The 21,493-nt window shown below is 63.9% G+C and carries 18 protein-coding genes and 1 riboswitch; of the genes, 1 reads left to right on the top strand and 17 read right to left on the bottom strand.

Translation table 11 applies throughout. The annotated features are described in order from the left end of the window. Positions 1–26: 26 nt before the first annotated feature. Entirely contained in the window at positions 27–2,000 is a 1,974-nt protein-coding gene (locus ACZ51H_RS01455) for an ATP-binding protein (RefSeq protein ID WP_464802826.1), read from the top strand. Here the strand turns inward: ACZ51H_RS01455 and ACZ51H_RS01450 are convergent. The 17 genes from ACZ51H_RS01450 to ftsW all read right to left on the bottom strand — a co-directional run bounded on the left by ACZ51H_RS01450 (position 1,957) and on the right by ftsW (position 21,492). After that, positions 1,957–2,832 carry a hypothetical protein gene (locus ACZ51H_RS01450; RefSeq protein WP_464802224.1) on the bottom strand — a complete coding sequence of 292 codons (876 nt, stop codon included), beginning with the start codon at positions 2,830–2,832 and terminating at the stop codon, positions 1,957–1,959. The two genes, ACZ51H_RS01455 and ACZ51H_RS01450, sit on opposite strands and share 44 nt — an antisense overlap. A 57-nt stretch (positions 2,833–2,889) precedes the next feature. Then, positions 2,890–3,537 (bottom strand): DUF938 domain-containing protein, encoded by a 648-nt coding sequence (locus ACZ51H_RS01445; RefSeq protein WP_464802223.1) that lies wholly within the window; start codon positions 3,535–3,537, stop codon positions 2,890–2,892. Continuing rightward, positions 3,534–5,105 (bottom strand): aminomethyl-transferring glycine dehydrogenase subunit GcvPB, encoded by a 1,572-nt coding sequence (gcvPB, locus tag ACZ51H_RS01440; RefSeq protein ID WP_464802222.1) that lies wholly within the window; start codon positions 5,103–5,105, stop codon positions 3,534–3,536. Before gcvPB ends, ACZ51H_RS01445 begins: the two co-directional genes overlap by 4 nt. After that, a complete protein-coding gene (gene gcvPA, locus ACZ51H_RS01435) occupies positions 5,102–6,460 on the bottom strand; it encodes an aminomethyl-transferring glycine dehydrogenase subunit GcvPA (RefSeq protein ID WP_464802221.1) in 1,359 nt (452 codons plus the stop codon). The genes gcvPB and gcvPA overlap by 4 nt, the downstream gene beginning before the upstream one ends. Before the next feature lie 145 nt (positions 6,461–6,605). Further along, a complete protein-coding gene (gcvH, locus tag ACZ51H_RS01430; protein WP_464779059.1) occupies positions 6,606–6,977 on the bottom strand; it encodes a glycine cleavage system protein GcvH in 372 nt (123 codons plus the stop codon). 60 nt (positions 6,978–7,037) lie between these two features. Continuing rightward, positions 7,038–8,189 carry a glycine cleavage system aminomethyltransferase GcvT gene (gcvT, locus tag ACZ51H_RS01425; RefSeq protein ID WP_464802220.1) on the bottom strand — a complete coding sequence of 384 codons (1,152 nt, stop codon included), beginning with the start codon at positions 8,187–8,189 and terminating at the stop codon, positions 7,038–7,040. Between the two features lie 176 nt (positions 8,190–8,365). Next, positions 8,366–8,465, bottom strand: a riboswitch (glycine riboswitch). Between the two features lie 67 nt (positions 8,466–8,532). Continuing rightward, positions 8,533–8,826: a hypothetical protein gene (locus ACZ51H_RS01420; RefSeq protein ID WP_464802219.1), complete on the bottom strand. Its 294-nt coding sequence runs from the start codon at positions 8,824–8,826 to the stop codon at positions 8,533–8,535. A 46-nt stretch (positions 8,827–8,872) separates the two neighbouring features. After that, complete coding sequence (locus ACZ51H_RS01415) at positions 8,873–10,030, bottom strand: deoxyguanosinetriphosphate triphosphohydrolase (RefSeq protein ID WP_464802218.1); 1,158 nt, start codon at positions 10,028–10,030, stop codon at positions 8,873–8,875. 10 nt (positions 10,031–10,040) lie between these two features. Continuing rightward, positions 10,041–11,708, bottom strand: coding sequence for a tetratricopeptide repeat protein (locus ACZ51H_RS01410; RefSeq protein ID WP_464802217.1), 1,668 nt, complete (start codon positions 11,706–11,708; stop codon positions 10,041–10,043). A gap of 120 nt (positions 11,709–11,828) precedes the next feature. Beyond that, positions 11,829–13,289, bottom strand: a complete 1,461-nt coding sequence (ftsZ, locus tag ACZ51H_RS01405) for a cell division protein FtsZ (protein WP_464802216.1) — start codon at positions 13,287–13,289, stop codon at positions 11,829–11,831. Positions 13,290–13,399: 110 nt separating this feature from the next. After that, positions 13,400–14,686 carry a cell division protein FtsA gene (gene ftsA / locus ACZ51H_RS01400; protein WP_464771941.1) on the bottom strand — a complete coding sequence of 429 codons (1,287 nt, stop codon included), beginning with the start codon at positions 14,684–14,686 and terminating at the stop codon, positions 13,400–13,402. 5 nt (positions 14,687–14,691) lie between these two features. Beyond that, positions 14,692–15,630 (bottom strand): cell division protein FtsQ/DivIB, encoded by a 939-nt coding sequence (locus tag ACZ51H_RS01395; protein WP_449471349.1) that lies wholly within the window; start codon positions 15,628–15,630, stop codon positions 14,692–14,694. Then, positions 15,623–16,582 carry a D-alanine--D-alanine ligase gene (locus ACZ51H_RS01390; protein ID WP_464802215.1) on the bottom strand — a complete coding sequence of 320 codons (960 nt, stop codon included), beginning with the start codon at positions 16,580–16,582 and terminating at the stop codon, positions 15,623–15,625. The genes ACZ51H_RS01395 and ACZ51H_RS01390 overlap by 8 nt, the downstream gene beginning before the upstream one ends. A gap of 121 nt (positions 16,583–16,703) precedes the next feature. Beyond that, the gene (murB, locus tag ACZ51H_RS01385; protein WP_464802825.1) at positions 16,704–17,594 is read right to left on the bottom strand and encodes a UDP-N-acetylmuramate dehydrogenase; all 891 of its coding nucleotides are present in this window, start codon (positions 17,592–17,594) and stop codon (positions 16,704–16,706) included. A 49-nt stretch (positions 17,595–17,643) separates the two neighbouring features. After that, positions 17,644–19,062, bottom strand: coding sequence for a UDP-N-acetylmuramate--L-alanine ligase (gene murC, locus ACZ51H_RS01380; RefSeq protein WP_464802214.1), 1,419 nt, complete (start codon positions 19,060–19,062; stop codon positions 17,644–17,646). 64 nt (positions 19,063–19,126) lie between these two features. Beyond that, positions 19,127–20,293: an undecaprenyldiphospho-muramoylpentapeptide beta-N-acetylglucosaminyltransferase gene (gene murG / locus ACZ51H_RS01375; RefSeq protein WP_464802213.1), complete on the bottom strand. Its 1,167-nt coding sequence runs from the start codon at positions 20,291–20,293 to the stop codon at positions 19,127–19,129. Further along, complete coding sequence (gene ftsW / locus ACZ51H_RS01370; protein ID WP_464771937.1) at positions 20,290–21,492, bottom strand: putative lipid II flippase FtsW; 1,203 nt, start codon at positions 21,490–21,492, stop codon at positions 20,290–20,292. The genes murG and ftsW overlap by 4 nt, the downstream gene beginning before the upstream one ends. Position 21,493 lies beyond the last annotated feature (1 nt).

Below are 21,493 nucleotides of genomic sequence, written 5' to 3'. Positions count from 1 at the left end.
TGGGGTTGATGGCAGACAGCTATTACATGGACGACCAGGATTCTGGCTGGCGGGCTGCGGTACGGCGCTTTCTTCCGCTGGTCCTCGTGATACTGCTGGTGGGGGCGCTGGGCACCCTGCTTTACAGCGCCAGCAATGCATCCCGTGACCATGAACGGGCGTTGCAGGAACAACGCCGCAGCTTCGAAATCATCGCCCTTGCAAGAGCTTTCGAAGCCAAGACGGCGCGCGCGGAAGTTACGCTGGCGCGATATGTGATCAGCCTAGACCCCGATGTCGGCCGTCTTTTCCAGGATCAGTGGCGCACCGCGTCCAGCCAGCTCAAGCTGCTGAACTACGCCACCCGTCGATCAGGATGGCAGCGCGCCAATGTCCGGGAGTTGCAGGAAGCATTCATCCAACGCGGCAAGACGCTGAATGAAATAGGGCTGCGCACGACCTATGACCAGAAGATGGCAGCGCTCGCTCAATTCCACAAAGCGGGGCGGTCGGAAGACCTGAAACACATCACCGCGTTGCTCGACCGCGTCATTCAGGCGGAAAATGCCCGCCTGCGCGAGCGTAGCCTTGCCGTGAGTCTGGCAGGCAACCGCACGCAATTTGTGGACCGCACATCGAGGCTGTTCGGGCTGGTGCTGTTCGTATGCGTCCTGTTTGCCCTGTGGGTCGCCAATGCCGCCTATACCGAGCGGCGAAACGCGCGGCGCATGGCCGAGATGGAGGCTGAACGCGCCGATCGGCTGGAGGAAGCGGTAACGGCGCGCACGGCCGAACTGTCCGATGCCTATGAACAGCTGAAGAAGGAAACGTCCGAGCGCGCGGCAGCCGAAGAAACGCTGCGCCAGATGCAGAAGATGGATGCTGTCGGCCAGCTGACCGGCGGCATTGCCCATGATTTCAATAACATGCTGGCGGTGGTCGTCGGCGGGCTGGAACTGGCTAAGCGCAGACTGCGGCTGAAGCCGCAGGAGGCCGCGCGGCACCTGGACAATGCGATGGAAGGCGCCAATCGGGCCGCCGCCCTGACCCGCCGTCTGCTCGCTTTTGCACGGTCCGAACCGCTGCTGCCCAGCGCCGTGGACCCCGACGCTCTGGTCAGCGGCATGGTAGAGTTGATCGACCGGTCGATCGGCGATCAGATTACCGTCGCGATCGAGAACCAGGCGAAGGGCTGGCGCATCTTCGTCGATCAGCATCAGATGGAAAATGCCATTCTGAACCTGTGCGTCAATGCGCGAGACGCAATGGATGGACGCGGGCGGCTGGTGATCGGCACGGGCCAGGTGCATCTGGCGGATCATGAAATCGGCGAATGTGCCGAGGGGGATTATGTCACGCTGAGCGTCAAGGACGATGGCTGTGGCATGACGCCCGATGTGCTGGCCCGCGTGTTCGAGCCTTTCTTCACCACCAAGCCGGTCGGCAAGGGCACCGGCCTGGGGCTCAGCCAGATTTTCGGCTTCGTTCGGCAGAGCCAGGGTGAAATCCGTATCGAATCCCAGGTCGGTGAAGGCACCTGCGTTTCCATATATCTGCCGCGCAAGGCAGTGACGGACGGCGCGCTACCAACGGACCCGTCGCAGCCCGAACGCGAGCCGGTACTGCATCCGCCGACACGCATATTGGTGGTGGAAGATGATCCCCGCGTGCTGAACCAGACGATGGCGGCCCTGGCAGAACTGGGCCATTTGCCCGTCGCCTGCGACCATCCGTCGAAAGCGGCGAAGCTGCTGACCAGCCATCGCGACATCGGGTTGATCATAAGCGACGTGCTGATGCCGGAAATGACCGGCCCGGAAATGGTCCGCACCCTGCCCGCCGCCTATGCCAGCCTGCCAGTGTTGTTCGTCACCGGTTATGCGGGGGACATTGCGGAGGGCGCTGACTTTGGCGGACATGAGGTGCTGCGCAAGCCTTACACACTGAAGGGCCTGTCACACGCGCTGTCCAACGCGCTTAGCGGATCGCGCCACCCCGGAACAGCTGCGGCAGCAGAGTAAGCGCGCCGATCAGGGGCCAACGACGCTGCCAGGGCTTTATCTGGATGGCGGTTCCGGCATGGCGGTTTATCTTCCACGCCAGATAATCGATGCCGCCCGCATAGGTGAAGCTGGCCTTGGCAAGGCGGATGACGGACAGATATTTGCCGCGTCGTTGCAGCGCGCGCCAACGCTTGGCGGGTTCCGGCGGCGATGGCGGCAGGCCCTGTGCCAAGGCGGCTTCTCCGAAGCGGCGATAGCGATCGGGGTCGGCATCGACGATCGAAACCGAACGCCCCTTCTTCTCCGCCCGCAATTCGGCATTGTAGGTAAGCGTGAAGCCAGCTTTCCAGAGCGATAGCGCGTCCTGCGCGTCCGTCATGGGACGGGCGAGCGACAACAAGCTGGGCGCGGCGCCCGCAACTGCGCTGATCGCTCGCTGACGGGCGAGGTCGTCCGCTGCCCACAACAGCCGGGAAGGTTGGGCAAAGCGCGCCCACACAGAGACATTGTCAGCGGCTGGGCTGTTGAGGCGCGCGAAGTCCGCTTCCGACAGCACGGCATATTTCGCCATCAGGCCATTATGTTCGAACGGAAAGACATTGGGCGGGATCAGGCGGTTAGCCGTAGCGAGCCAGCGCTTTCCATAGGCCGTGCGATAATCCGACACGATGAGGTAAAAATCGAGCATCAGCCCGTCGAGATTCTGCTCCCGCAGACAGGAGCCGTAAAAGAGCACAGCGCGGGCGGCATGCGGATATTGCGCCGCCAACGCACCCCCCATCGCCGCCGCGCGCGGATCGGCGGGCGCGGTGAGTTCGGCGGTCACAAGGGGCAGTAATTGATTGGGCATTGCGCTTCCCATACGCATTCACCCTGAACTTGTCGAAGGGTCAGCGCGGGTCGGCTTTCAGGAAGAAGCCCTTCGGAACAGCAGCGACAGATTGTTGGCGGGCATCTCTACAAGCCGGTCCAACGCCAGCCCGCTCGCTGCTGCGGCTGCGGCAACATCCTCGACGCGGCGCAATCCCCATTGCGGATCGCGCGCCTTTAGCGAAGCGTCGAAGGCAAGATTGCTGGGCGCGGTATCGACGTCATCCCGTATGAACGGCCCATAGAGGTAGAGCAATCCACCCGGCGGCAACGCCCTCCCCGCCCCGGCCATCAGGCCAAGGGTCGCCGCCCATGGGCTGATATGGGTCATGTTGATGCAAAGGATCGCGTCGGCCTTTGTGACCGGCCATGCGGCGGCGGCATCAAGTCTGATGGGGGCGCGAAGATTCGGTAGCAGTGCCTCGGCGCGCCATGCTTCGATTGATGCCAGCGCAACGGGATCGGGGTCGCTCGGCTGCCATTCCAGGGTGGGCAGCGCCGCCGCGAAATAGCTGGCATGTTCGCCGCTGCCGCTCGCCACCTCTAGAACCAGGCCGAGAGGCGGGAGCGCCTCACGCAATATCGCCAGGATGGCGTCACGGTTGCGCTGGGTCGCGGGCGCATGGCGCTTGCCCGACGCCACGGGACCAGAGCCGGGTTCCCACGGCTCCGGTCTGTCCGTCACTCGGCTGCTTCCACGAGAGCTGGATCGCTCCAGCTAAGGACAGGCTTGCGCGCGGCGAGCGTTTCGTCGAGGCGGCGGCGGGGCGCGAAATAGGGCGCGCCCTTCAGCGCTTCGTCACCGGTTTTGGCACGTTCAGCCAGGCTACGCAGCGCCATGATGAACTGGTCGAGCGCTGCCTTGCTTTCCGTTTCGGTGGGTTCGACCAGCATCGCACCGTGGACGACCAACGGGAAATACATGGTCATCGGGTGGAAGCCTTCGTCGATCAGGCCCTTGGCGATGTCGAGCGTCGTGAAGCCTTCTGCCAGGCCCTTGTCGCTGAACAGCGCCTCATGCATGCAGGGGCCACTCTGCCCGAAGGGTGCGTCCAGCACATCGTCCAGGCTACGCAGGATGTAGTTGGCGTTCAGCACCGCGTCGCTCGCGACCTGACGCAGGCCGTCCGCGCCGTGGCTGAGGATATAGGTCAGCGCACGGGTGAACATGCCCATCTGGCCATGGAAGGCGACCATGCGGCCGAAGCTGCTGGCGTGATGTTCGTCCGCCGTCTCTTCCTCGATCAGTACGAACTTGTCGCCCTGCCTCTCGACGAAGGGCAGCGGCGCGAAGGGGGTGAGCGCCTGGCTGAGCACCACCGGGCCGGAGCCGGGACCGCCGCCACCATGGGGGGTGGAGAAAGTCTTGTGCAGGTTAATGTGCATCGCATCGACGCCTAGGTCGCCGGGGCGGACACGGCCGACAATGGCGTTGAAGTTCGCGCCATCGCAATAGACGAAGGCCCCGGCGGCGTGAACCGCGTCAGAGATGGTTTTCATCTCGCGCTCGAACAGGCCGCAGGTGTTGGGGTTGGTAATCATCACGGCCGCGACGTCCGGGCCGAGGCGCGCCTTGAGAGCCGCCAGATCGACGCGGCCATCGGGGGTCGCGGGAATATCCTCGACCTTGTAACCGCAGAAGGCCGCGGTCGCCGGGTTGGTGCCGTGAGCGCTTTCCGGGACGAGGATAACACTGCGCGCATCGCCACGGGCTTCGAGCGCCGCGCGGATCGCCAGCAGGCCGCACAGTTCGCCATGCGCGCCCGCCTTGGGGCTCATCGCGACCGAGTGCATGCCGGTCAGCTTGATCAACCATTCGGCAAGTTCATGGATCACCGCCAGCGCGCCCTGAACCGTCGATTGGGGGCTAAGCGGGTGGAGGTCCGCGAAACCCGGCATTCGCGCGACTTTCTCGTTGAGACGCGGGTTGTGCTTCATCGTGCAGCTGCCGAGCGGGAACAGGCCAAGGTCGATGGCGTAATTCTGGCGGCTGAGGCGGGTATAGTGGCGCACCGTCTCCTGCTCGGACAGGCCGGGCAGACCGATGCTTTCGGTGCGAGCGAGATTCCCGAGGCGGCTGGCGACCTTGGGCGCCTCGGCGAAGTCAACGCCGGTGGTTTGGGTCGATCCGATCTCGAAGATCAGCGCTTCTTCCAGCATCAGCGCGCGGTTGCCCGTCGCGGTGACCGGGGCGCTGTCGGCCCCGGTGATGGCTTGCGGCGCGGTGGGGCGGCCTTCCTTGAGCATGGTCATGCCAGTTCCTCCTCAAGCGCCTTGGCAAAGGCTTCGATATCCTCCGAGGTCACGGTCTCTGTGACGGCGACAACCAGGCCGTTGCCGATCTCCGCCGCATCCGGGAACAGGCGGCCAAGCGACACGCCGCCAAGAACGCCCTTGTCGGCGAGGTTGCGGACGACATCACGGGCATCCTTCGACAGGACCAGCGTGAACTCATTGAAGAAGCTGTCGTTGAGCAGCTTGACGCCCGGCACCTGGGCCAGACGCTCGGCCGCCTGAACAGCGAAGCCATGGTTCAGCGTCGCGAGGTCCCGCAGACCCCTTTCGCCTAGCAACGTCATGTGGATGCTGAACGCCAGCGCGCAGAGGCCCGAATTGGTGCAGATGTTCGATGTCGCCTTCTCACGGCGGATATGCTGCTCGCGGGTGGACAGGGTCAGCACGAAGCCGCGCTTGCCCGCCGCATCCACCGTCTCGCCACAGAGGCGGCCGGGCATCTGGCGGACATATTTCTGCTTGCACGCGAAGAGGCCGAGATAAGGACCGCCGAACTGGAGGCCGACGCCGATCGACTGGCCTTCGCCCACGACGATGTCCGCGCCCATATGACCCGGCGCCTTGATCGCTCCCAGAGCCACAGGCTCGGTCACGACCGCGACCAGCAGCGCGCCTGCTTCATGAGCGGCATCGGCGAGCGGGGTCAGGTCAGTGATGCGGCCGAGAATGTCGGGATATTGGACGACGACGCAGCTCGTATCCTTGTCGATCCCGGCGATCAGCGCATCGATATCGGTGGCGGCGTCGAGGGTCGGCGCTTCATGCACCAGCGCATCGCCGGTGAACTTCGCCATGGTGTTGGCGACGGAAACATAATGGGGATGCAGGCCAGAGGACAGGATCGCCTTGCCGCGCTTGGTGATGCGGCGGGCCATGCCGATCGCTTCCCAGCAGGCGGTCGAGCCGTCATACATGGACGCGTTGGCGACGTCGCAACCCAGCAGACGCGCCACTTGGGTCTGGAATTCGAACAGCACCTGCAATGTGCCCTGCGCGATTTCGGGCTGGTAAGGCGTGTAGGCGGTCAGGAACTCACCGCGCTGGATCAGATGATCGACGCTGGCGGGCACATGGTGGCGATATGCGCCCGCGCCGAGGAAGAAAGGCGCTTCCCCCGCCGACAGATTCTTCCGCGCGAGAGCCGCCATGTGGCGCTCCACCGCCAGTTCGCTGGCATGATCGGGCAATCCCGCGATCTTGCCGGAAAGGCGGGCCTCGGCGGGCACGTCCACGAACAGGTCATCGACCGAAGACGCGCCGATGACGGACAGCATGTCCTGCCGGTCGGTGTCGGTAAGGGGTAGGTAGCGCATTTCACTTATCTCCCCCCTCCCGCAGGCGGGAGGGGTCGGGGGTGGGTCGCGAGCGCAGCGAGCGCTGCTCCGTGACGTGAGGGCGGACGCTCCCTTCGGTCGCGACCCACCCCTTCCCCCTCCCTTGAAAGGGAGGGGCTTAATTTTAAAGCGAGGCCACGAACTTCTTGTAGGCGGCTTCGTTCATCAGGCCTTCCAGCTCGCTGGCGTCGGCGATGCGCAGCTTGAAGAACCAGCCATCCTCTTCGGCATCGCTGTTCACGAGGGCGGGCTCTTCCTCCAGCGCGCCATTTGCTTCGACGACCTCGCCGGAAATCGGCGCATAGACGTCCGAAGCCGCCTTGACGGATTCAACGACGGCGGCATCGTCGCCCTTTTCGAAAGTTGCGCCTTCGGCAGGCAGTTCGACGAACACGATGTCGCCCAACTGCTCCTGCGCATAATCGGTGATGCCGACAGTGGCGATCTCGCCCTCTACGTCGATCCATTCATGTTCGTCGGTGAAATAACGGCTCATTTTACTGCTCCCCTCGGAGTGATTTAGTTGAAAATCACGACCAACAAAAAACCAGGAAATTCAGGCCTTGCGGCGGTAACGATGCGGCACGAACGGCATGGGCGCGACGGTGGCGGCGATGCGCTTGCCGCGCACTTCGATTTCCAGCGCGGTGTCGATGGCGCTGTGCGGCAGGCTGACCCAGCCCATGGCGATGGGAGCGCCCACGGTTGGCGCAAAGCCACCAGAGGTCACCTCTCCCACCTTGACACCATCGGCGAAGATGGGCGCCCCTTCGCGAGCGGGCAGGCGGCCTTCGATCTTCAGGCCCACGCGCTTGGCCCCCGGTCCATCGGCCAGTTCCTTCATGACTCGCGCATGACCGATGAAGCCGCCCTCTTCCCGACGGCGCTTCTGGATGGCAAAGCCAAGATCCGCGCCGATGGTGCTGACAGCGGGCGTCAGGTCGTGGCCGTAAAGAGGAAGCCCCGCCTCAAGCCGAAGCGAATCGCGCGCGCCCAGCCCGATCGGCTTTACCTGGGGCAAGGCGCATAGCGCATCGGCCAGCAGCGCAACGTCGGCGGCGGATATGCTGATCTCGAACCCGTCTTCGCCGGTATAACCGGAACGGCTCACCCACAGCGGAACGCCGCGCCAGGTGAAAAGGCCCGACTGCATGAAAAGGAGGTCGGCGGTGTCAGGGATCAGGCTGGCCAGCGCCTCGCCCGCTTCAGGACCTTGCAGGGCGAGCAGCGCCTGCTCGTCCATATGGTTCATGACGACCTCATCAGGCAGATGTTCGATCATCCAGCCCATATCGTCATATTTGGTCGCGCCATTGACGACCATATAGATGTCCGCGCCGTCAAACGCCCCCGCACCAAGGCGCGAGACCATGAGATCGTCGAGGATGCCGCCCTCTTGATCAAGCAGCATCGAGTAACGCTGGCAAAAGGGCTTCAGCCCCTTGATGTCGCTTGGCAGCAAATGCTCCAGCGCCTCATCAACGCCTTCACCGGAAAAGGTGAGCTGCCCCATATGGCTGACATCGAACAGCCCGGCATGCTCGCGGGTCCAGGCATGTTCGGCCATGATGCCTTCATATTGGATGGGCATATGGTAGCCCGCAAAGCCGACCATGCGCGCGCCCTTGGCACGATGCCAGGCGTCGAGCGGCAAGTCCTGCAGCGGCAGTTCTTCTTCGATATGGGCGATGTCGTCATTGCCGGACATGAGAGCGGCCTTTCGTGGCAGGGTTCATGGCGACAGACATAATGATCCGGAGTCGGAATCCCGGCGTCTGCCACCCCCTCTGTCACGGAACCTGAGAGCTTTGACCACCGGTCCAGCGACCGGATGGCTTACCCCTTCGGTGGGACGGAATGACCCGTCCGCTTTCCAGAGTGCCTGCCCATGATGCGGTCCTTTGGCCTGAGAGATTCCGGGGCGGTTGCTCCTTCGGCGACGGGGTGGCCTGAAAGGCTTCCCATGCTCTCCCGCATCATGTCCGGACCCGAATCTATCGGGCGCCGGTGACCCTCTCGCATTGCGGGAAATGGGAGGCGGCGTCAATTGCTCAATCGGTTGCCCGTTCTTCCCTCACCAACCGATCGGCGAGGGTGCGCGTCATCTTGCGCAGTTCATCCAGCCGGGCATCGGCCGCAGGATCCCCCAGAATGAGCTGGCCAAGACTCTCCTCCCCCTCGAACAGGCGCAGGAAATGCTCGACCCCGGTGAAGTTGGAATCAGCCACGAGATGGGCGCATAGCTCCACCCGGCCCGACCATTTGCGATCACCCCGGCTGCGCAGGAATACGGCGAGGTCTTCCAACCCGGCGGCTAGCGCGGCGATTTGTGGGTGAAGGGCCATGTTGGGCGAAGGCTAGGGCGCGTTCAGGGCGAGCGCAACCGTCGCTTCAGGCGAGAGCCATCTCTCCGAAGATTTCCGCGTGGCGCTTTTCCGCATAGCGATCGGTCATGCCCGCGATGAAGTCGCCGATATGCCTGCTGCGGCCCGGCTCATTCAGCAGGCGATCGTCCTGCCATTCGGACGGCATGAGTTCCGGCTGCTGCTGATAGGCCCGGAACAGGTCGCGCACGATGATCCGCGCACGGTTCGCCGCGGCGAGTTGCGATGGATGGTGATAGAGCGACGCATACATGAAGCGCTTCAGGTCGCGTTCCTGCGCCGCGAGTTCAGGCGAGAAGCAGACCAGAGAGCGTCCGGCGGATCGCACATCCTCGACCGTTTCGACGCGGGCCTCGGCGATGTTCCGCCGGGTGGAAGCGATGAGATCGTTCGCCATGAGGCCGATCTGTTCCCGCACCAGTTCGCGAAGCAGCCGGTCCTGCGGGATGTCCGGATAGCGGGCGCGCACCCGGTCCCAGCAATGTTTGACGACGGGCACGGCAAGCAGCTGATCCAGCGTCAGCAACCCAGCGCGCAGGCCATCGTCAATGTCGTGATTGTCATAAGCGATATCGTCGGCGATCGCCGCCAGTTGCGCCTCCAGCGAGGCATGAGAGGACAGCTCCAGCGGGAAGAGCGCATCGACTTCCCGCATCGCCCAGCCGGGATGATCGACGGGACCATTATGCTTGGCGAGGCCCTCCAGCATTTCCCAACTGAGATTAAGCCCCTGGAAACCGGGATAAGGCGATTCGAGCAGCATGAGCGTGCGCAGCGTGTGCGCGTTGTGATCGAATCCGCCATGATCATCGAGCGCTGCTTCCAGCGCGTCTTCGCCCGCATGACCGAAGGGTGGATGGCCGATGTCGTGGGCGAGGCAAAGTGCTTCGGTGAGGTCTTCATTCAGGCCCAGGGTGCGCGCTGTCGTCCGGCCGATCTGCGCCACCTCCAGACTGTGGGTCAGGCGGACACGGAAATGATCGCCATCGGGCGACACGAACACTTGCGTCTTGTGCCGCAACCTGCGGAAGGCGATGGAATGGATGATGCGATCGCGATCGCGCTGGAAGATGTCACGGGGACCCCGCGTCTCGCCTCCCGCTTCGGGATGCAGGCGGCCACGGCTTCGGGCCGGGTGCGAGGCGTAGGGGGCGAGCGTCGTCATCTGGACGCCCCTACTTGCCTCCCAGCCGTTCGACCACCTCGCCCGCGTCGCTTTGCCAGGCGAAGGCATCGGCACCGGCGGACTTCAGCTTCGCTTCCACCGTCTTGGCGCGGGTGAAGCTGGCGAAGGGTCCGATCAGGAGACGGTTGGTACGGCCCCAGCTGGCGACCCAGCCGTCCTGCGGCGCAACAGCGTCATATTTCCGGCGAAGAGCCTTGAGCGTGAAGCCCAGTGCATTGCGATCGGCACCCGTGCCGATCTGCACCCAATTGCGCGAGGGATCGGCGGCGAGCCGCGCCTTTTCCTCGGCGGCTTTCTTCGCCTTGGCGTCAGCTTCGGCTTTCGCTTTGACCTTGGCTGCTGCGTCTGCCTTTTCCTTGGCCGTCGTGGCTGCCTTCTTTGCCTTGTCGGCGGCTGCCTGCCGTTCGGCGCGGCGGGCGGCCTGAAGCGCTTCGATCTCGGACAGGTCGACAGCGGCTACGCTCGCCTGGCGTTCGGATTCGGGAACGTCGATGGCATGGATGATGTCAGCCAACGTCCGGGTCGCTTGCGGATCGGGCTGCTGGCGCTGGACGGGGGCGGGCTGCTGCGGCGCTGGAATGGACGCTTGCGCGAGCGCGCTGGACTGGCTGTGAGACGCGGGCAGCGGAGCGGCCAGGCGCGGGGCGGAATCCTGAATTGAAGCGGGCGGACCCTGTACCTGTGCAGAGCGTGTTTCAGTTGAAGTCTGCGCGAACGTAGAGGGCGCGGGGCTGGCAGGAACTGGGCGGGCGGGCGGCGTTGGCGTGGGCGCTGGCGAAGGTCGGCTTGGCTGTGGCAGTTGCGCGCGCGCCGCCGGAATGGCGGGCTGCGCGGGGGCCGGAGATGCCGCCTGAACTGGAGCCGAGGCCACCGTCGGCGCTGAAGGCCTGGGCGTCGCAGCCGCCAGCGACGTCCCCACATTGGTCGGGAAGTGACCGAAATGCACCGCCGCCGCTTTCTGCGCCGGGGTGAGATAGGGCATTTTCTCCATATAGGGCGCCAAGGCTGCGGCAAGTTGCGCGGGCAAGGTTTGGCTGGCGATCTTTCGCGCCTCGGCCTGCTTGTTGTTCATCGCCAGGATGAACGCGCGGTATCGCCAAGCGGCGCGATCACTCTTGTACAGGAGGGGCTGGAGCGCCTTTTCGGCCGCATCGACCTGACCCGAAATCCCCAGCGACGCGGCATAGCGATAGGTTAGTTCGGCATCATCCGGCGCGCGCTTGAGGGCCGCTTGATAATCCCGCTGCGCACCGGCCTGATCTCCGGTCATGTCCCGCGCAAGGCCACGGTCCGCCAACAGCGTTGCCTCGCCGTAGCCGAGACGGGTGGCCTGATCGAACAAGCGCAAGGCCTCGGCAGGATTTTGCGCCTTGAGCGCGACCCGGCCAAGCCCGGCCTTCACTCGCCCATTATTCGGCTGGATCGCATCGGCACGCGAAAAGAAGCCCGCCGCCGCGCGCATGTCATCCATCTCGATCGCGGCCTCACCCGCACCGACCAGCGCATCGACATCGCGCGGATTGGATGCAAGGCGAGACAGGTTCCGGCTGAGATTTTCAGCGCCTGACGGCCTGATCGACTGGATCTGAGCGGGCTGTGCCTGGGCGGTTCCTGTCAGGAGCAGGCCACCAAGGATCCATAAAGCTGAGCGTTTCACACTAGCCCTTTACCGGATCAATGCGTGAATGGGAAATTTACCGCAAGATAAAGCGCGCCCGGCCGCCCGATGCAGTCGATGGCGCGCTTTAAAACATAAGACAGCCTGTGGATCGCCGTCTTATTGATTGCTTTGACGGTTGAGGAACCGCGGTATGTCGGGCGTCGATCCGGCATCGTCGCTCACTCCGGCATTCTTGTCGGAACCTCGCGTGAGACCGGCCATACGTTCAAACAGGGTCCCACCAGAAGCGGCGCGCGGCGCAGCCTGAGGCGCGGGAGCGGGAGCCGGTGCAGGCTGTGCTTCAACTTCCTCTGCGCCGAGCAGCAGTTCATCCTGCGCCGGGTCCTCATCCGAAAACACGGCAGCAGGACGCGCGGAGGCAGCCGCCGGGGTGGGCCGGGGCGCTACTGCGGCCCGTTCCTCGACCGGGGGCGCAATCGGCGCGGGCTCGGGCGCGGCAGGCACATCGAGTTCGAGCGTTTCGGGTTCGGCTTCGGGGGCTGAAGCCGGAGCAGGCTGCGGAGCCGGACGCGATGCTGCGGCAGGAACGGCGACAGCCGGGCGGCTGGCGAAGCTGAACGGCTGGGTCAGCGGCGCGGCGCCGCCAGTCGCTTCGCTGTCGATGCCGGTGGCAACAACCGAAACGCGGATCTTGCCGTTGAGGCCGTCATTGAAGGCCGAACCCCAGATGATGTTTGCGTCGGGATCAACCAGTTCGCGAATGTGGTTGGCGGCTTCGTCGACTTCCATCAGGCGCATGTCGTCGCCACCCACGATGGAAACAATGACGCCCTTCGCGCCCCGCATCGACACGCCGTCGAGCAGCGGGTTGGCGATCGCCTTCTCCGCCGCCTGAAGTGCACGGCCGTCGCCTTCGGCTTCGCCAGTACCCATCATCGCCTTGCCCATCTCGCCCATCACCGAACGGACGTCGGCAAAGTCGAGGTTGATGAGGCCCGGCATGACCATGAGGTCGGTGATGCCGCGAACGCCCTGCTGCAACACCTCGTCAGCCATCTGGAAGGCTTCCTTGAAGGTGGTGTTCGGGTTCGCGATCAGGAACAGATTCTGGTTCGGAATGACGATGAGGGTATCGACATGCTTTTGCAGTTCCTCGATGCCGCTCTCGGCCGACTTCATGCGGCGATTGCCCTCGAAGGTGAAGGGCTTGGTCACCACGCCGACGGTCAGGATGCCCTTGTCGCGCGCCGCCTTGGCGATGACGGGCGCAGCGCCGGTTCCGGTGCCGCCGCCCATGCCAGCGGCGATAAAGCACATATGCGCGCCGTTCAGCGCCTCTTCGACCGAGACGATGGTTTCCTCAGCAGCCGCTTTGCCGATTTCCGGACGCGAACCTGCGCCCAGACCCTCGGTGATCTGCGGGCCAAGCTGAATGCGGCGCTCGGCGGGCGAGGCGTTCAGCGCCTGCGCGTCGGTGTTGGCGACGATGAAATCCACGCCCTCAACCGACGCGGCGATCATGTTCGCGATGGCATTACCGCCCGCGCCGCCTACGCCGATCACCGCGATGCGAGGCTTCAACTCGTCCACATGCGGTGGGCTGATCTCAATGCTCATAAATTCTAGCTCCCTCCAGCTTCGGCGACATGAGCGAAACTGTCATCGAAAGTTAATGCAACAGAAAACAGCGTATTTCACTAGCAAAGTTCGTCTGGCTTTAGATTTATTCAATAGTTTGTCTTCATCGCCCGCACCATCCGCTGCCACCATTGCGGCGCATTGATACGATGAACGGTCTGGGGCGCAGGCGCTATCGTTCTAAGATCAACCGGGTTTGATGCGCCGTAAAGCGCCAGACCGGCGAGCGTTGCGAAGGCAGGGCCGCTATGCGCCTCCGGCAACGCAGCCAATCCACGAGGCCTGCCGATCCGGACGGCCCGGCCCAGCGCACCTTGAGCATAGTCGGCAATGCCCTTCATTTCCGCGCCGCCGCCGGTCAGCACGACCTGGCGTCCCGTCGGCGTATTGAAGCCCATGCCCGCGAGCGCCGCGTTGACCTCCGTCATCAACTGATTCAGCCGTTCGCAGATGACGGCGACCAGCGCGGCCCGCGTGATCTTGCCGCCGTCCGCGTTCGGGCCAGCGCTCTGCCCCGGCACGGCGACATCACCGTGGGGCGCCGCGATCTCGATCATCTCGCGGAAGTCCCGGCGGTTCTGCATGGCCGAACCGTAGAAACATTTGATCCGCTCGGCCTGGCTGCGGCGGATGCCAAAGGCAGAGGCGATGTCGTCGGTGATGTCCGAGGCGCCGATCGGGATGCTGTGCAGCCCAACCAGCATGCCGCCCGCATAAAGCGAGACATTGGTCACGCCCGCGCCCAGTTCCACCAGCGCGACGCCCAAGTCCCTTTCCTCCTCGGAAAGACAGGCAAGGCCGGTCGCGATTGGCGAAGCGACAATCGAATTGACGTTGAGATAGGCCCCACGCACGCACAGGTCGAGATTGGCGAGCGGCGCGCCGTCCGCCAGCACGACATGGATATCAACGCCCAACAGGTCCGCATGCATGCCGAGCGGCTTTTTCACCGGCACCTTGCCATTGATGGTGAAGCAGGTGGGCTGGGCATGAAGCACCACGCGCCCATCGGGATCGATACCCTGCTGGCCCGTCGCGAGCAGATCGTCGATGTCGGGCTGCTCGACGCGATAACCGCCCATGTCGCGCTCGACCGTCACAACGTCGCTAACGAGGCTCCCGCCAGAGAAGCTGACCCACACATCCTCGATGTTGGTGCCAGCGACGCGCTCCGCCTGCTCGACCGTTTCGCGCACTGCCAGTTCGGTGCGCTCCATGTCGGCTATAAAACCCCGGCGGACGCCACGGCTTTCCCGTTGGCCCGTGCCCAAAATGGCCAATTCACCCGTTTCGGTCCGGCCAGCGATGAGCGCAGAAACCTTCCACGATCCAATGTCGATCGCGGTGACGAGTTTGTCGACCTTGGGCTGGGCCATGCGCGTCAGCCTTCCTCGCCCTGAGGCGCGGCGGGAGCATTGACTTCGGCTTTATCGCTCACCTGGTTCTGCGGCAGACGCAGGATGAAGCGATCCGGGTCGCGCATGTCGAACTTCACGATGCCTCGACCCAGCAGGCGGTTAACGCCGTCCATGCGCGCGAAATTGACGAGCGCGGTCGCAGAGGCCCTGTCTCCTTCCGGCAGCGAAAGGGTTTCGCCGGACTGAAAACGCAAATCCCAGCGGCGGTTCCCGACCCAGGTCGCACCGGCCAGCATGGGCTTCAGCGCGGGCGCATTTTCCATAAGCTTGTTGAGGCCCGCAGTCTGGCGATTGGCATCGGGGCCGACGACCAGCGGCAAGTCGGGCATCGCATCCGTAGACACCGATTGAAGCACGACGCCCTGGACGTCGATCAGGTGCAACTGCCCATCATGCTGCCACACAGCGACCGGATCGCGCTCCACGATATCGACCACCAGCGTGTCCGGCAGGCGCCGCGAAATGCGCGCGTCCTTGACCCAGCCGAGCTTCAGCATTTCGTCGCGGACCTTGGGCAGGTCGAGCGACAGCATGGAGCGGTCCACCTGGCCGAGCGCGATATTATAGACTGGCAGTTCGTCCATTCGTTCGACGCCGCGCACTTCGACCTTCTGAACCTCGAAACCGGCATTGGCTGCGACCTCCGCCGCCTTCTGCCCGGCCATTGCCGGCACGCCCAGCAGCATGGCGATGCCACCGGCTGCGGCGACGACGATGCCAACTATGGCCCAGCTCGCCATGCGTTGCAGCGTGTCTTCGCTGACTGGAAGTGCATGAAGCATGCGACCAAACCAGGAACGGCGTTTGCCCGGCTTGCCCCGGCCCGATCCATTACGGCCGCGAGGTCCACCCGCACCCGTTAGACGCGCCGTGCCTCCCCGCCGGATGCGTGCTTCAGCCATGCCCTGCCCCCTTAGCGCCCTGTTTCTGCATCAGCGCATCCTCGACAATACGCTCGACCAGCTCGGCATAGTCAATGCCCAGTTTCGCCGCCTGCTCCGGCACGAGGCTGAGCGGCGTCATGCCGGGCTGGGTGTTCACCTCCAGAAGGTAGAGCCCCTCTACCCCTTGCGTATCGTCCCAGCGGAAATCGGATCGCGAAGCGCCCTTGCAGCCCAGCAGTTGATGCGCGCGCAGGGCGATGGCCTTGCACGCTTCGCCGATGTCATTCGGAATTTCGGCCGGGCATACATGCTCGGTCATGCCGTCGGTATATTTGGCGTCGAAATCATAAAAGCCGCTCTTGGGACGCAGTTCGGTCACGAGCAGCGCCTCATCGCCCAGCACGGCGGTGGTCAGCTCCCGGCCCCGGATATAGGGCTCCGCGAGGAGCTGATCGAAATGCTGCCAGGGGCCTTCCACATCACGGCCGATGGGCGAACCGTAATTGCCGTCCTGCGTGACGATGGCGACGCCGACGGAGCTGCCTTCGTTGACCGGCTTCACCACATAGGGGCGCGGCAGGGGATCGGCTTCGAACAGGCTGGCGCTGTCAACGATGTGACCGCCGGGCATGGGGATGCCTTGGGGGACCAGTGCCTGCTTGGTCAGTTGCTTGTCGATCGCGATGACCGAGGTGGCGAGACCCGAATGAGTATAGGTGAGACCCATCAGGTCCATCATGCCCTGTACCGTGCCATCCTCGCCCGGAACGCCATGAAGCGCGTTGAAAACGACATCCGCTTTGGTTTCGGCGAGACGGGCGGCGACATTGTGGTCCATGTCGATCCGCGTGACCTTGTGCCCACGCGATTCCAGCGCCTTTGCAACACCCTCGCCGCTCATCAGCGACACTGGGCGCTCGGCGGACCAGCCTCCCATGAGGACGGCGATATGCCAGGGGCCACGGGTCATCTGTAGAACTCCAGAACAGAAATATTCGTCATCTCAGCGGAAGCTGGGAAGGAGGAAGGAGATCCCAGCGTTGGCTGGCGCCGCCCTTCGGGTCGCTGGGATGACGGGCGGGTGGGGCGGATCACTTCTTCACTCCCACGCGCTGGATTTCCCATTCAAGCTCGACGCCGCTCTTTGCCTTCACCCGGCGGCGCACTTCCTCCCCCAGCGCCTCGATGTCCGCACTGGTGGCATCGCCAAGGTTGAGGAGGAAGTTGGTATGCTTATCCGAAACCTGAGCGCCACCCAATTGCAGCCCCCGGCAGCCCGCCTCATCGACCAGAGCCCAGGCCTTGTGACCGTCCGGATTCTTGAAGGTCGATCCGCCGGTCTTGCTGCGGAGCGGCTGGCTTTCTTCGCGCGCTGCGGCGATGCGGTCCATTTCGGTCTGGATCGCGGCGGGTTCGCCAGGAACACCCCGGAACACGGCGCTTACCACCACCGCGCCTTCAGGCAGGCTACTGTGACGATAGGTATAGCCCAAGGCGTCAAGCGGCAGCGTCACACGATCGCCGGAGCGCAGAACTACGTCGCACTCGACCAGAATGTCGCAGGTCTCGCGCCCGTAGGCACCGCCATTCATCCGCACGAAGCCACCCACCGTTCCGGGGATCGAGCGTAGGAACTCAAGCCCCGCAATGCCCGCGTCCCGTGCCGTCGAGGATACGAGAATGCCGGACGCCCCTCCCCCACAGCGGAGCGAGGTGCCGTCGATCTGCTCAACCTTCGCGAAGGGCTTGCCCAGGCGCACAACGACACCCGGAACGCCGCCGTCGCGCACGATTAGGTTGGAGCCAAGGCCAAGCGCCATCACCGGGACCGCTGGATCGAGATGGGCGAGAAAGTCTGCCAAATCCTCGCCATCCTTGGGCTCGAACAGCCACTGTGCGACGCCGCCCGCCTTGAACCAGACGAGCGGAGCCAGCGGGGCGTCAGCCTTCAGCGACCCGCGAACCGGAGGAAGGGGCGCCACTGTCGTGGTCAACCCAATGCTCCCGGCGCCAAGGTTTGATACCGACTCATCAAGCGGCTTTCGCCGCGACGGCTGCGGCCAGACCTGCGGCCCATTTGGTGATGTCACCCGCGCCAAGGCAGATGACCATGTCGTCAGCCTGAAGACCGTCAGCGATTACGCGGGCCAGATCGTCCGCGCCCTCGACCGTCGCAGCGTGGCGATGCCCCCGACGCTTCAGACCCGCGACCAACTCAGCGCTATCCACGCCTTCGATCGGCTGCTCGCCCGCCGAATAGACCGGGGCCGCATAGACGATGTCGGCGTCGTTGAACGCCTGCTGAAATTCATCCATCAGGTCGCGAAGGCGGGTATAGCGGTGCGGCTGTACCACCGCGATAACGCGGCCCTTGGCACCCTCGCGCGCGGCCGCCAGCACGGCCTTTATCTCGACCGGGTGGTGGCCATAATCGTCGATGACGGTCGCGACCCCCTGTCCCGTCGGAATCTCTCCGACTTTAGTGAAACGACGCTTCACCCCGCCAAACTTCGCAAAGCCCGTCTGGATCGTCGCATCATCAATGCCCATTTGCAGCGCCACGCCGATCGCCGCCATGGCGTTCAGCACGTTGTGGCGGCCGGGCATCGGCATTTCGATCCCTTCGATCCGGCGGAGCGAACCGTCGCGCTCGCGGATTTGCACATCGAAGCGGTTGCCGCCGGGGATCGGCTGCACATTCTCGCCGCGAATATCGGCCTGCGCCGAGAAACCATAGGTGACGATGCGACGGTCCTGCACGCGCGGCAGGATCGCTTGCACCTCTGGATGATCGAGGCAGAGCATCGCGGCACCATAGAAGGGCACATTTTCGACGAACTCGACGAAGGCGTCCTTCACCTTGTCGAAGCTGCCATAATGGTCGAGATGCTCGGGATCGATGTTGGTGACGACTGCCAGCGTGCCGTCGAGGCGCAGGAAGCTGCCGTCGCTTTCGTCGGCCTCGACAACCATCCAGTCGCTCTTGCCGAGGCGAGCGTTGGAGCCATAGCTGTTGATAATGCCGCCATTGATGACGGTCGGATCAACCCCCCCAGCGTCCAGCAGCGCCGCGACCATCGAGGTGGTCGTGGTTTTGCCATGGGTTCCTGCAACCGCAACGGTGGATTTCAGGCGCATCAACTCGGCCAGCATTTCCGCGCGGCGAATGACGGGCACCCGCTTTTCCAGCGCCAGATCGACTTCGGGGTTGCCTTTCTTGATCGCGGTGGAGGTCACGACAACGGCGGCATCGCCCAGATTTTCGGCCTTGTGACCGATCATTACGTCGATGCCCTTCTTGCGCAGCCCTTCGACGACATAGCCTTCCGCTACGTCGGACCCTTGAACCTTGTAACCCAGATTGTGCATCACCTCGGCGATACCGGACATGCCGATGCCGCCAATGCCGATGAAATGGATCGTGCCGATGTCGGTGCCGACACCCTTCATGCCTTAATCTCCGGGAAAACTCCGTCATTCCCGCGCGAGCCGGGATGACAAAGGGGGTTCATATTCATGCAGGGACGCCCTGCAAATTCAGGCTGGTCGGGATCGGCCCGACCTTCAAAGGATCGTTCATGATCGGCGCGGGGCCGATGCTTTCCAGCAGGTCGGCCATGTCACGCGCCGCATGGGGACGGCCGCAGGCACGAGCGCGCTTGGCTGCGTTCTGAAGCGCGCCGGGCTCCATCGCCATCTTTTGCATCTGCTTGGCGAGTTCCACGGCGGTGAAGCGCGACTGCGGGATAGTCCGCGCGCCACCCGCTTCCGTCATCTCCCGCGCGTTGACCGTCTGATGGTCATCCATCGCGCTCGGCAGCGGGACAAGGATCGCGGGACGACCCGCACAGGTAAGTTCCGCCAGCGTCGAAGCGCCCGCGCGGGCAATCACCAGATGCGACCAGCTGAGCTTTTCCGGCACATCATTGAAATAGGTCGCTAGGTCAGCGGGAATTTCCAGGTCGGCGTAGAAGCGGCGGACCCGCTCGATATCCTCGGCCCGGCATTGCTGCGTCACCTGCAAGCGGCGACGCAGGCTGAGCGGCAACATACCAAGGCCGTCCGGCACGACCGACGAAAGGATGCTGGCGCCCTGACTGCCGCCGATCACGAGCACGCGGAATACGCTCTCGTCCGTCAGCGCAGGGAATTCTTCCTCCCGTAGCGCCTTTACTTCCTCGCGGACCGGATTGCCGACCAAGTGGACCTTGCCCGCATATTTGTCGCGCAGGCGCTCCACCTTCGGGTAAGCCGTAGCGATCGCATCGACGCGGCGGGCGAGGAAGCGGTTGACCCGGCCTAGCACGGCATTCTGTTCGTGGATGGCGGTCGGGATGCCATCCGCCAGCGCGCCCAACAGCGCAGGCATGGCGGGATAGCCGCCAAACCCGACGACAGCGGTGGGGCGGAAGGTCTCGTTGAGCCGGCGGGCCATGGCGCGGCCTGCAAGGATGGCCTTAAGCGCGCCCAGCCAGCTTTTCGGGTTCTTGGTCATGCGGCCAGCAGGCAGGACATGGACCTGCGCGCGATCGAAGATGCCCGGGATCTTGGCGCCGCGCTCATCCGTGACCAAAGCGACATGGTGGCCGCGCGCCATCAACTCCTCGGCCACAGCATGCGCCGGAATCATGTGACCGCCTGTCCCACCCGCGGCGAGGACGAAGTGACGGGAAATGCTCATCGACCACTCCATTTGACGACGGTATGCCGCCCCATGAAGGGATTGCGCCGTGTGAACGCAAGCAGCAGGCCGACCCCGATACAAAGGGCCAGCATAGAGGAGCCGCCATAGCTGATAAAGGGCAGCGTCATGCCCTTCGAAGGAAATATCTGGGCATTGACGCCCATGTTGATGATCGCCTGCAACCCGAACTGCGTTGTAAGTCCCGCTGCCGCCAGGATCGTGAAATTATCATCCTCGTCCAGCATGCGCAGCAGCACGCGGACAACGATCGCCAGATAGACGCAGGCGATGCCGATGCAGGCGAGGAGGCCGAACTCTTCACCGATCACGGAAAAGATATAGTCGGTATGCGCTTCGGGCAGGCGGAATTTCTCCTGGCCGCCCCCCGGCCCCACCCCTGTAAAACCGCCATGGGTGATCGTGCGAAACGCCAGCTCGGTCTGGTCCGGCCCCGTATCCTGCGCGACGCCGATGCCAAGGAAGTCATTGATGCGCTGACGGCCATTTTCGTAGAACATGTACATGGCGATCAGGCCAGCCAGCGCCACGCCAACCATCATGCCGATGAACCGCATCGACACACCGGACAGCAGCAACAGGCATCCCCAGCAGGCAAGGAAAATGACCGTCTGGCCAAAGTCCGGCTGCTTCATCAGGATCGCCGCGATCAACAGCGTCAACACGCCGGTCAGCGGAATGACCGGCAGCGACATGTCCTTGCCCCGCAGCGAAAGCAACCAGGCCATGGAGACGACATAGACAGGCTTCAGGAATTCCGAGGGCTGAAAGCGAAATCCGGGCAGGTCGATCCAGCGCCGCGCGCCGTTAACGGTCGATCCGAGGACCGGCACGCACAGCAGCATCACGATGAAGAAGGCCGTCATGAACATGGCGAGCCGCCGGGCCTGCTGACGGGGCAACATCGATATGACCAGCATGATCGGCAGGCCGATGAAGACCCACATAAGCTGGCGATAGAAATAGATGAGCGGCGTGACGGATACGCTGCTGGTCGAGCGGTCGATCGCTGCAACGGGCGAAGCGGCCGCGACGGCAACCAGACCGATCGCCATCAACGCGACGATCAGCGAGAGGAGAACGCGATCGATCTCCCAGAACCAGATGGCCAGGGCCGTGCGCTCGCGCGGAACGGTGCGGTTCTTGAACCCCTTCACCAGTTCGCCTGCCCTGAACATT

The sequence above is a fragment of the Sphingobium sp. TomMM15 genome (assembly GCF_055397045.1).
The sequence above is the reverse complement of the archived record's forward strand: the minus strand, read 5'-3'. Positions and strand labels throughout refer to the sequence as shown.

What these genes read in the sequence shown, in the direction of transcription:
- ACZ51H_RS01455 (WP_464802826.1), top strand. Translation starts at nt 27, where the DNA reads ATGGACGACCAGGATTCTGGCTGGCGGGCTGCGGTACGGCGCTTTCTT.
- ACZ51H_RS01450 (WP_464802224.1), bottom strand. Translation starts at nt 2,832, where the DNA reads ATGCCCAATCAATTACTGCCCCTTGTGACCGCCGAACTCACCGCGCCC.
- gcvPB (WP_464802222.1), bottom strand. Translation starts at nt 5,105, where the DNA reads ATGACCATGCTCAAGGAAGGCCGCCCCACCGCGCCGCAAGCCATCACC.
- gcvPA (WP_464802221.1), bottom strand. Translation starts at nt 6,460, where the DNA reads ATGCGCTACCTACCCCTTACCGACACCGACCGGCAGGACATGCTGTCC.
- gcvH (WP_464779059.1), bottom strand. Translation starts at nt 6,977, where the DNA reads ATGAGCCGTTATTTCACCGACGAACATGAATGGATCGACGTAGAGGGC.
- gcvT (WP_464802220.1), bottom strand. Translation starts at nt 8,189, where the DNA reads ATGTCCGGCAATGACGACATCGCCCATATCGAAGAAGAACTGCCGCTG.
- ACZ51H_RS01420 (WP_464802219.1), bottom strand. Translation starts at nt 8,826, where the DNA reads ATGGCCCTTCACCCACAAATCGCCGCGCTAGCCGCCGGGTTGGAAGAC.
- ACZ51H_RS01415 (WP_464802218.1), bottom strand. Translation starts at nt 10,030, where the DNA reads ATGACGACGCTCGCCCCCTACGCCTCGCACCCGGCCCGAAGCCGTGGC.
- ftsZ (WP_464802216.1), bottom strand. Translation starts at nt 13,289, where the DNA reads ATGAGCATTGAGATCAGCCCACCGCATGTGGACGAGTTGAAGCCTCGC.
- ftsA (WP_464771941.1), bottom strand. Translation starts at nt 14,686, where the DNA reads ATGGCCCAGCCCAAGGTCGACAAACTCGTCACCGCGATCGACATTGGA.
- ACZ51H_RS01395 (WP_449471349.1), bottom strand. Translation starts at nt 15,630, where the DNA reads ATGGCTGAAGCACGCATCCGGCGGGGAGGCACGGCGCGTCTAACGGGT.
- ACZ51H_RS01390 (WP_464802215.1), bottom strand. Translation starts at nt 16,582, where the DNA reads ATGACCCGTGGCCCCTGGCATATCGCCGTCCTCATGGGAGGCTGGTCC.
- murC (WP_464802214.1), bottom strand. Translation starts at nt 19,062, where the DNA reads ATGAAGGGTGTCGGCACCGACATCGGCACGATCCATTTCATCGGCATT.
- murG (WP_464802213.1), bottom strand. Translation starts at nt 20,293, where the DNA reads ATGAGCATTTCCCGTCACTTCGTCCTCGCCGCGGGTGGGACAGGCGGT.
- ftsW (WP_464771937.1), bottom strand. Translation starts at nt 21,492, where the DNA reads ATGTTCAGGGCAGGCGAACTGGTGAAGGGGTTCAAGAACCGCACCGTT.